Genomic DNA, 3,868 nt, shown 5'->3' on the forward strand with positions numbered 1-3,868 from the left:
ATGACCAACAGCAATGTCAGTTCGTTGTCGACCGGCCTGAACGCGATGAACAGCAACGTGACGAGCCTGTCGACTGGCCTGGACACGACCAACAGCAGCGTGACAAGCCTGTCGACTTCGGCAGCGGCGGGGATCAGCACGGCACAAAGCGGTGTGGGCTCACTGTCGACGGGATTGAGCACGACGAACACCACGCTCGGTGCGTTGTCGACGCAGGAATCGACCGACGTGGGTTCGCTGTCGACCAGCTTGAATACGACCAACAGCAATGTGACGAGCCTATCGACTTCGACCGCGGCGGGGATCAGCACGGCACAAAGCGGTGTGGGTTCACTGTCGACAGGCCTGAGCACGACGAATAGCGCCCTTGGTGCGTTGTCGACGCAGGAATTGACCGATGTGGGTTCGTTGTCGACTAGCCTGACCACGACCAACAGTAATGTCAGCTCGCTATCGACGGGCCTGAACGCGACGAACAGCAGCGTGACGAGCCTGTCGACTTCGACCGCGGCAGGGATCAGCACGGCGCAAAGCGGTGTGGGCTCGCTGTCGACGGGCCTGACCACGACCAACAGCACGCTCGGTGCGTTGTCGACGCAGGAATCGACCGATGTGGGTTCATTGTCGACCAGCTTGAATACGACCAACAGCAGCGTGACGAGCCTGTCGACCTCGACCGCGGCAGGGATTAGCACGGCGCAAAGCGGTGTGGGCTCGCTGTCAACGGGCCTGAGCACGACCAACAGCACGCTCGGTGCGTTGTCGACGCAGGAGTCGACCGACGTGGGATCGTTGTCGACCAGCCTGAACACGACCAACAGCAGCGTGACAAGCCTGTCGACTTCGGCTGCGGTGGGGATCAGCACGGCACAAAGTGGTGTGGGCTCGCTGTCGACCAGCTTGAATACGACCAACAGCAATGTGACGAGCCTGTCGACTGGCCTGGACACGACCAACAGCAGCATGACGAGCCTGTCGACCTCGACCGCGGCAGGGATCAGCACGGCACAAAGCGGTGTGGGTTCACTGTCGACGGGATTGAGCACGACGAATAGCACGCTCGGTGCGTTGTCCACGCAGGAATCGACCGACGTGGGCTCGTTGTCGACAAGCCTGACTACGACCAACAGCAATGCCAGTTCGTTGTCGACCGGCCTGAACGCGACGAACAGCAGCGTGACGAGCCTGTCGACTTCTGCAGCGGCAGGGATCAGCACGGCACAAAGCGGTGTGGGCTCACTGTCGACGGGATTGAGCACGACGAACAGCACCGTCGGTGCGCTGTCGACACAGGAATCGACCGACGTGAGCTCGTTGTCGACCAGCCTGACCACGACCAACAGCAATGTCAGCTCGTTGTCGACGGGCCTGAACGCGACGAACAGCAGCGTGACAAGCCTGTCGACCTCAACCGCAGCAGGGATCAGCACGGTACAAAGTGGTGTGGGCTCGCTGTCAACGGGATTGAGCACGACGAACAGCACGCTCGGTGCGCTGTCGACGCAGGAGTCGACCGACGTGGGCTCATTGTCGACCGGCCTGAATGCGACGAACAGCAGTGTGACGAGCCTGTCGACTTCGACCGCGGCAGGGATCAGCACGGCACAAAGCGGCGTGGGCTCGCTGTCGACGGGCCTGAGCACGACCAACGGCACGCTCGGTGCGTTGTCGGCGCAGGAATCGACCGACGTGGGTTCATTGTCGACCAGCTTGAATACGACCAACAGCAGCGTGACGAGCCTGTCGACTTCGGCAGCGGCGGGGATCAGCACGGCGCAAAGCGGTGTGGGTTCACTGTCGACGGGCCTGAGCACGACCAACAGCACCGTCGGTGCGCTGTCGACGCAGGAATCGACCGACGTGGGCTCGTTGTCGACCAGCCTGACCACGACCAACAGCAATGTCAGCTCGTTGTCGACTGGCTTGGATACGACCAACAGCAATGTCAGTTCGCTGTCGACTGGCTTGAATACGACGAACAGCAGCGTGACAAGCCTGTCGACTTCGACTGCCGCAGGGATTAGCACGGCACAAAGCGGTGTGGGCTCACTGTCGACGGGATTGAGCACGACCAACAGCACGCTCGGTGCGTTGTCGACGCAGGAATCGACCGACGTGGGTTCGTTGTCGACTAGCCTGAACACGACGAACAGCAGCGTGACGAGCCTGTCGACTTCGGCAGCGGCGGGGATCAGCACGGCACAAAGCGGTGTGGGCTCGCTGTCAACGGGATTGAGCACGACGAATAGCGCCCTTGGTGCGCTGTCGACTCAGGAGTCGACCGACGTGGGATCGTTGTCGACCAGCCTGACCACGACCAACAGCAATGTCAGTTCGTTGTCGACGGGATTGAACGCGACGAACAGCAGCGTGACGAGCCTGTCGACTTCGGCTGCGGTGGGGATCAGCACGGCACAAAGCGGTGTGGGCTCGCTGTCGACGGGGCTGAGCACGACGAATAGCGCCCTTGGTGCGCTGTCGACGCAGGAATTGACCGACGTGGGTTCGTTGTCGACTAGCCTGAACACGACCAACAGTAATGTCAGCTCGCTATCGACGGGCCTGAACGCGACGAACAGCAGCGTGACGAGCCTGTCGACTTCGACCGCGGCAGGGATCAGCACGGCACAAAGCGGCGTGGGCTCGTTGTCGACGGGCCTGAGCACGACCAACAGCACGCTCGGTGCGTTGTCGACGCAGGAGTTGACCGATGTGGGTTCATTGTCGACCAGCTTGAATACGACCAACAGCAGCGTGACGAGCCTGTCGACTTCGGCAGCGGCGGGGATTAGCACGGCACAAAGCGGCGTAGGCTCGCTGTCGACCGGCCTGAATGCGACGAACAGCAGCGTGACAAGCCTGTCGACTTCGGCAGCGGTGGGGATCAGCACGGCACAAAGTGGTGTGGGCTCGCTGTCAACGGGATTGAGCACGACGGACAGCACGCTCGGTGCGCTGTCGACCCAGGAATCGACCGACGTGGGTTCGTTGTCGACCAGCCTGAACACGACCAACAGCAGCGTGACAAGCCTGTCGACTTCGGCAGCGGTGGGGATCAGCACGGCACAAAGTCGTGTGGGCTCACTGTCGACGGGGCTGAGTACGACGAATAGCGCCCTTGGTGCGCTGTCGACGCAGGAGTTGACCGACGTGGGTTCATTGTCGACCAGCCTGAATACGACCAATAGCAACGTGACGAGCCTGTCGACTGGCCTGGACACGACCAACAGCAGCGTGACGAGCCTTTCGACTTCGACCGCGGCAGGGATCAGCACGGCACAGAGTGGTGTGGGCTCACTGTCGACGGGATTGAGCACGACCAACAGCACGCTCGGTGCGCTGTCGGCGCAGGAATCGACCGACGTGGGATCGTTGTCGACCAGCCTGACCACGACCAACAGCAATGTCAGTTCGTTGTCGACCGGCCTGAACGCGACGAACAGCAACGTGACGAGCCTGTCGACTTCGACCGCGGCAGGGATCAGCACGGCACAAAGCGGTGTGGGATCGCTGTCGACGGGCCTGAGCATGACCAACAGCACGCTCGGTGCGCTGTCGACGCAGGAATCGACCGACGTGGGTTCGTTGTCGACCAGCCTGAACACGACCAACAGCAATGTCAGCTCGTTATCGACGAGCCTGAACGCGACGAGCAGCAGCGTGACGAGCCTGTCGACTTCGGCAGCGGTGGGGATCAGCACGGCGCAAAGCGGTGTGGGTTCACTGTCGACCGGCCTGAGCACGACGAACAGCACCGTCGGTGCGCTGTCGACGCAGGAATCGACCGACGTGGGCTCGTTGTCGACCAGCCTGACCACGACCAACAGTAATGTCAGTTCGTTGTCGACCGGCCTGAACGCGACGAACA

The 3,868-nt window shown here is 61.8% G+C and carries 2 protein-coding genes; both read right to left on the bottom strand.

The features are described from left to right. Window positions 1–2,240, bottom strand: a 2,240-nt coding sequence (locus CFB82_RS44510; RefSeq protein ID WP_143751077.1) for a hypothetical protein, incomplete at its 3' end; no start/stop codon positions are given. A gap of 30 nt (window positions 2,241–2,270) precedes the next feature. Beyond that, window positions 2,271–3,868: hypothetical protein (locus CFB82_RS44515; RefSeq protein WP_179255535.1), on the bottom strand; the 1,598-nt coding region annotated here is incomplete at its 5' end.

This window comes from Burkholderia sp. HI2714, assembly GCF_002223085.1.
GTDB classification, from domain to species: domain Bacteria; phylum Pseudomonadota; class Gammaproteobacteria; order Burkholderiales; family Burkholderiaceae; genus Burkholderia; species Burkholderia lata_D.